Here is a 6437-nt window from a genome sequence, read left to right on the forward strand (position 1 = left end):
AGGACGAAGGGGTGGGGAGATGCGGGGATCCGGGAGTGCCGCGTTACGCCGGGCACGGTCAGCCACGCTCATCGGGCTGGCGGTGGCGGCCTCGGCCGGCTGCTCCGGCGGCGGAGACGGTGACGGCAGGACCGGGGAGGCGGCGGAGCGGACCGCCCGCCCGCCGGGGACCCACAGCTGGACCAGCAGACCGTGCGAGCCGCTCGCGGGCGCGGAGCCTGCCGAGGGTTTCACCCTCGGCAGCACCACCGGACCCGCCTCCCCCGACGCTCGGGAGGACATCGGCGAGAACGGTGCGCGGCCGCTGTACCGCCGGACCGGCTGCCTCGCGGACCTGAAGGCCCCGGACGGCACATTATGGAAGCTCAGCACCACCGCCTCGGTGTACGAGGACACCGAGCCCGCCCGTCACGCGTACCGCGTCAAGGAGGATCTCGACCGTGCCCACGGGCGCGGGCCCGAGAAGGTCCACGACGCCGCCTACGCGATACCGGCCGACGAACAGGGCCGCCCCGGCCGCACCCTCCTCCTCTGGAACGGCGACCTCGTGCTCACGGTGTCCGCGTACGCACCGCACGGAAGCACGGAACACGACGTGCGGAAGGCCCTCGACCGGATCGTCGTGAACGCGGCGCGCCGCTCGGAGGACGGCCTGCGTGATCACGACGCCTACTCCCCCGCGTCCTGATGACCGCCCCGATGCCTCCATGGCCTGCCCCGGTGCTCCGGATCAGGTGTCCGGACGGGTGCTAGATCTCACCGGCGGTCAACGCGGCGCCGCGGGAGGCCCGCTGCGACGACGCTCCCCCGGGCCGGTTCGGCCGGGAGCGCACGTGGGCGGCGGCAGGCCTGACGCCGGGAACCGGGCTCGCGCTGAGCGGGTCCTCCGGGCGGTGCCGCGAAACCACCACGGTGCCCGGCCTGGCCTCACGGGCCGAACCGGCCCAGGCCGGCCGGGACCTGACGCGCCGGGACCTGACGCGCCGGGCCGGCCGCCGCCTCGACGATGTGGCCGCCGCCGAGCCCGAGCGGGTGACCGCTTGGCTCGGCGCCCCCTCGGCGGCTCCGCACAGCGGCGAGTCGCTGCGCGATCCGGCCGGAAGGGTCGGCACATGGCTGGACTCCCTCGGCGGAGCGGGCGCACCCGGCGCGAACTTCCTGGCGGTGGCCGAAGCCGCCGTCGTCCGGGCGGCGGTCGTCCATGGTCTGCGGCTGCCGGCGGAGGCGTTCTGGCGGCTGGACGTCGCCTGGCTGACGCTGACCGAACCCAGCGGTCGGCCAGGCCGGTGGAACGTGGGACTGGGCCGCCACCTGGCCACCCCGGCCGGCTGAACGCCACGACGCGCCGCCTCCAGGGCAGTTGAACGTCCCGCCCGCCGCTCCCCGACCCGCCGAACGTCACAGCGCTTCGCTGTCCCGCCAGTCGGACCGGACCAGCACGGCCGTGGCGACGATGCCGTCCTCGATCCGCCACAGCCCGTGCAGCGTCGTCGGCAGTGCCGGGTCGGTGAGCAGCAGACGGGCGGCGAAGGCGCCCTCGGCGGCAGCACCGCCCCGAGGACCGCCGACAACGCCCGGGCGGCCCGGGCTGTCCGGGACGCTGGTTCGACAGAACGTCAGATCTGCCTGGATGAAGTCGAGTTCGATGCCGGTGACCGGATACCAGGCCTTGAAGACGCTCTCCTTGGCGCTGAACAGCATCCGGTCCCAGTGGATTTCGTCCGGGCCTTCGGGCGCGGGCGGACCGGTCCGCTCGCGTTCGGCGGGCAGCGTCACCAACTCCCGTACGCCGGTGGGGAGCGGGGCATGCGGCTCCGCGTCGATGCCCAGCGACAGCACGTCCGTCGCACGGGCCAGCGCCGCCGCCCGGTACCCGGCGCAGTGGGTGAGGCTGCCGACGATTCCCTCGGGCCACAGCGGTCTTCCCCGATGACCGTGGAGCACGGGCACGGGCGGCAGGCCGAGCCCGGCCATGGCGCGCCGGGCGCAGGCGCGGGCCGTCGCGAAGTCGTTCCTGCGTTTGGCCACGCTCTTGGCGACCAGTGCCTCCTCCTCCGGGAAGAGGGTTCCGTCCGGGACGCTCTCCGCACGTGTCGCCGCGCACGACACGTCGGCGGGCAGCAGCCGCTCGATCACGAGGTGCCTCCGGGGGTGCGCGGTTGTGCGGTCGGTTCGGCGCCGGTCCGGGCCGGTGGGGCGGGTTCGCCCTCGTACGGGAGGATCTGCCGCAGCAGGCCGCGCGGGTGTCCCCGCTCGCGCCACTCCCGGGGGTAGCCGATGGAGACCTCCTCGAAGCGCACCCCGTCGTACCAGGTCGTACGGGGGATGTGGAGGTGGCCGTAGACGACGGCGGTGACGTTGAAGCGGCGGTGCCAGTCGGCGGTCAGTTCGGTGCCGCACCACTGGGCGAACTCCGGGTACCACATCACCGACGTGGGTTCCCGCACGAGCGGCCAGTGTCCGGCGAGGACGAGGGGTATCTCGGGGTCGTGCTCCGCAAGCCGGCCTTCGGTGGTGGCGACCCGGGCGCGGCACCAGTCGTCCCGGGTCGGATAGGGATCCGGGTGAAGGAGGTACTCGTCGTTGCACACGATGCCGGACTCGTGCGCGACAGCGAGCGACTCCTCCTTCGTGTGCGTTCCCGGGGCGCGGAAAGTGTAGTCGTACAGGAGGAAGAGCGGCGCGATCGCCACCGGTCCGTCCGGACCCGGCCAGCGCGGGAACGGGTCTTCCGGAGTCGTCACTCCGAGGCCCCGGCACAGCTCGACGAGGTGGTCGTAGCGGGCCTGGCCGCGTAGTTGGACCGGGTCCTTGTTCACGGTCCACAGCTCGTGGTTGCCGGGGGTCCAGATCACGTGGGCGAAGCGTTCCGCGAGCAGTGCGAGCGCCCACCGGATGTCCTCGGGCTGCTCCGCCACGTCGCCCGCGACGATCAGCCAGTCCGCGCCGGACGTCGGGTGCAGGGACTCCACGACGGGCCGGTTGTCGGTCACCGCCGCGTGCAGGTCGCTCACGGCCAGCAGACGGCCCGCGCCCTGCTGTGGGTGCCCGTCGCCGGGGGAGGGAACGGCGGCGGGAGCACCGTGCGGTGCGGGGTCGCTCGGAGGAGGCATGGGCGCTGATTCCCGATCTGTCGGCAGTGGTCCGGCTCCGTCCGCACGGTGGGGAGCCGCTGGGAACGTAGCCTCTCACGCTCCCCTCGCGGTTCCCCCGGGGTTTCGGACGGCGGGCACGTCGGCCGGGGCGGGGTCGCGGCCGGGGGGCGTGTCGTCAGCCGGGGTCCGCCCGGCGGGAGTTCAGTTCGTTCACCGCACCGAGCGCGTCGCCGACCGTCGTGTAGTCGACGGCGATGAAGGTGACCGGACTGCCGCGCTCCGCCTCGCACGCCCGGGCCCGTTCCAGGACCCGGTCGCGGGTGTTGACGCGGCCGGCGTCCAGACGGCTGCCGCCCGCGTTCGTGATGAAGTGGTTGAGGAGGAAGAGCCGCTTTCCGGTGCCGCCCCGGTGCGGCGCGCAGGTCATCTCGGAGGGGCTCCGGAAGGCGAACGGGGTCTCCATCCCGTACCGGTAGAAGTTGCGGTACCAGGGCGCCGGACCGTCGGCCTTCTCGGCGAACACCACCAGTCGTCGGCCGCTGTCGATCATCTCCTCCAGGGTGGGCCACGGGGCGTCCGGGTCCGCCGAGGGGGTGTGCAGGAGGTCGTCCAGGCCGGCGGCGCGGAACGCCTCCTCGGTGTCCTCGGGGCTGATGTCGTCCTGGAAGATGAGCGTCACGATCTCGGTGGGGTGGGCGCGCAGCCAGTCGCCGATGTCCTCCAGTGCCGGGACCAGTTCGATGGCCCCGGCGCGGCAGACTCCGTGGCAGAGCCACAGGCCCTCGCGCGGCGGGTTCGCGCTGTCGATGGCGCCGGAGATCAGGCGCCGCTGCTCGGGGGTGAACTCGGGGGAATCGAGGCATGCGGCGATGTCCTGCGGGCTCTCCCAGCGGTACGTGTCGAGCTGGAGGGCCCGGACGCCCGTGTTGAGCTGGGTGGTGATGTCGGGGTCCTGGAGGGGGCCGATGAACCGGTCGGCGGTGGTGGACATGGCGTTGTGCGCGGTGAGGTAGGCGGCTTCGTCGTAGCGCAGTTCGCACAGGCGGCTGCTGCCCAGGCACTGGCGGGGTGCGGACGGGCCGAACACGGGCGGCACGACCAGTACGCCGGCCAGTGCGGCGCAGGCCACGCCCGCCGCCGTCGTGCGCACCGCCGTCGGGGTCGGCATCCGGCCCGGGCGCACCAGCAGAGCCCAGCCGCCGCCCGTGAGGAGTACGCCGCCGAGGAGGGCCGTGAGGGCGGCGCTCAGCCCGGTGGCCGCCATCTGAGCCACGGCGTTGCGCTGGAGGTCGTCGACGAGCGCGGAGACGCTCGGGGCCCAGGAGGACGGGACGGCGAGAAGGCGGCCCCCGGTGATCAGCCGGGCCACGAGCACGGCGGCGGCGGTCAGGACTCCCGCGCAGGCGAGCGCCTGTCCCAGCCGCATCAGCCGTCGGGGCGGGGCGGCGGGGCCGGTGAACCAGAGTGTCACGAGAGCGGCCAGGGCCAGGGTGACGGCGAGGGCCTGGAGGTGGGTCAGGAGCCGGATGTGGTCACGTGCCTCTTCCAGGGCCGTGAGGTCGTTACCGGCGGCGGTCAGGGTGTGGGTGAGGTCCCACGTACCGTCCTGGAGGGTGGTACGGAGGTCGGCCACCGCGCTCCGTGAGCCGTCGGAGAGAGCGGCGGCCGCGGTGGCCGCCAGCGCGGTCGACACGTCCCCCTCCCCCAGGGCCACCTCGATCTCGGGGCGCAGCGCCGCCCGTTCCTGCTCGGGGACGGCTGTGAGGAGGGCGTCGGTGGCGCGGTCCGCCTGGTCCTCGGTGAGCGGCAGCGCGGGCAGCTCGGGGGCCCGGCCCTCCTTGAGGGCGTCGAGCGCCGTGGCGAGGTCGGCGGTGAACCGTTCGAAGTCCGGCCGGTCGCTGCCCTGGATATGGGCCACGAGGTCGCCGAAGTAGACGCGTGCGAGGTCGGCGAGGTTCTCCAGCACCGGGGCCAGGTCGATGGTCAGCCGGAGCTCGTCGCGGTCGCCGCGCAGATAGCCGGTCATCTCGTCGATCTGCTGTTCGGTCAGGGCCCGGACCGTGGCGGGCGGGAGCACGACCTTGATGTTCGACGTCACCAGCGCCTCGGGCACGGGCAGGTGCGCGAGCAGGTCGCGGGTGACGGGTGAGATATCCGGGTCGACGAGCACCTCGCTGTAGAGACGGTCGTAGGCCGACTCCTCGTCCAGCACCGCCTGGTAGAAGCCGGGCGAGGCGACCGTGGAGCGGACGGTCGAGGTCAGGGCGACCGTCGTCACGCACAGGACAGCCAGCAGGAAGGCGAGCGCCGGCACGAGACGGCCGGACCGGCGCGGGGACGCGGAGCCCGGCACGGGCCTGGCCGGGTTCGCGGTCGGTTCGGCGCTCACCCGCCCAGCCTATGCGGAATATCAGCTTCTATGCATGAATGATGAGATTCAGGAGCTGAGGAGCCCGCTGTGCACTCCGTCCACCTGGCCGTGCTGATGACGAGTCACGACCGCCGCTCGCGCACTCTCTCCGCGCTGCGCGCCCTGGAGGAGCAGCGCGGGCTCCCCGCCGGGACGACGCTGGGCGTGCATCTCGTGGACACCGGCAGCACCGACGGTACGCCGGAGGCGGTCCGGCTGTGGCATCCGACGGTGGAGGTCATGTCCGTGGGCGCTGACGTCCCCCGCAACCAGGCGCTGCGCATCGCGAGCCGCAACAGCCGCAGCGGCGGCGGGGGCGGCGGCACGCTCGATGTGGCACCGGGCGGACCGAGCCATCCGTGGACGCATCAGCTGTGGCTGGACGACGGGGTCGAACTCTTCCCGGACGCCCTGGTGACGCTGTTGCGCACGGCGGACGCGGCCGAGTCCGCAGCGGTCGTCGTCGGCGCGGTGCGGAACGCGTACGGGGACACGGTGTGCTCCGGGCGGCGGGGCAGGTCTCTGGCGCTCGTCGAGCCCGGCGAGCACCGGCCCGAGCCCTGCGACACGTACGACGGGCAGGTGGTCCTGCTGTCCCGTGCCGTGTACGACCTCGTCGGGGACCCCGACAAGGCCTTCCGGCACCGGATGGGCGACTACGACCACGGCTGTCGCGCGCGGCGGGCCGGTGTGAGCGCGTTCGTTGCCCCGGGGCACGCCGGCGAGTGCGTGGGCGGACCGGACGCTCCCGCCTCCCGGGAGCCGGGGATCGGCGTCCGGGAGGCGCTGCGCCGGGTGACCTCCGCGCGGGAGCTGCCGCCCCGCCAGTGGTGGGTGTACTGCCTGCGGCACACCTGGCCGTGGGCGCCGTATCTGATGGTCGCTCCGTACGCGCGCACCGCGGCCCGCGCCGCCCTCGGCCGATGGCGGGG

The 6437-nt window shown here is 73.7% G+C and carries 6 protein-coding genes; 3 read left to right on the top strand and 3 right to left on the bottom strand.

Annotation, left to right across the window (positions count from 1 at the left end; genetic code table 11):
- Positions 1 to 19 precede the first annotated feature (19 nt).
- Entirely contained in the window at positions 20 to 688 is a 669-nt protein-coding gene (locus tag B9S58_RS16905) for a hypothetical protein (RefSeq protein WP_103532927.1), read from the top strand.
- A gap of 65 nt (positions 689 to 753) precedes the next feature.
- Positions 754 to 1332 (top strand): histidine phosphatase family protein, encoded by a 579-nt coding sequence (locus B9S58_RS16910; protein ID WP_103532928.1) that lies wholly within the window; start codon positions 754 to 756, stop codon positions 1330 to 1332.
- Between the two features lie 66 nt (positions 1333 to 1398).
- Here B9S58_RS16910 and B9S58_RS16915 read toward each other — a convergent pair whose 3' ends face one another.
- The 3 genes from B9S58_RS16915 to B9S58_RS16925 form a co-directional block, all read right to left on the bottom strand.
- Positions 1399 to 2136, bottom strand: a complete 738-nt coding sequence (locus tag B9S58_RS16915) for a 4'-phosphopantetheinyl transferase (RefSeq protein WP_103532929.1) — start codon at positions 2134 to 2136, stop codon at positions 1399 to 1401.
- Positions 2133 to 3113, bottom strand: a complete 981-nt coding sequence (locus B9S58_RS16920) for a metallophosphoesterase (RefSeq protein ID WP_103532930.1) — start codon at positions 3111 to 3113, stop codon at positions 2133 to 2135. The genes B9S58_RS16915 and B9S58_RS16920 overlap by 4 nt, the downstream gene beginning before the upstream one ends.
- 157 nt (positions 3114 to 3270) lie before the next feature.
- Positions 3271 to 5484, bottom strand: coding sequence for a PI-PLC domain-containing protein (locus B9S58_RS16925; protein WP_103532931.1), 2214 nt, complete (start codon positions 5482 to 5484; stop codon positions 3271 to 3273).
- Positions 5485 to 5553: 69 nt separating this feature from the next.
- Between B9S58_RS16925 and B9S58_RS16930 the strand changes: the two genes are divergently transcribed.
- The coding region (locus B9S58_RS16930; protein ID WP_103532932.1) for a glycosyltransferase family 2 protein at positions 5554 to 6437 on the top strand (884 nt) is incomplete at its 3' end.

Source organism: Streptomyces sp. SM11 (genome assembly GCF_002910905.1).
In the GTDB taxonomy this organism is placed as follows: domain Bacteria; phylum Actinomycetota; class Actinomycetes; order Streptomycetales; family Streptomycetaceae; genus Streptomyces.

What these genes read in the sequence shown, in the direction of transcription:
- B9S58_RS16905 (WP_103532927.1), top strand. Translation starts at nt 20, where the DNA reads ATGCGGGGATCCGGGAGTGCCGCGTTACGCCGGGCACGGTCAGCCACG.
- B9S58_RS16920 (WP_103532930.1), bottom strand. Translation starts at nt 3,113, where the DNA reads ATGCCTCCTCCGAGCGACCCCGCACCGCACGGTGCTCCCGCCGCCGTT.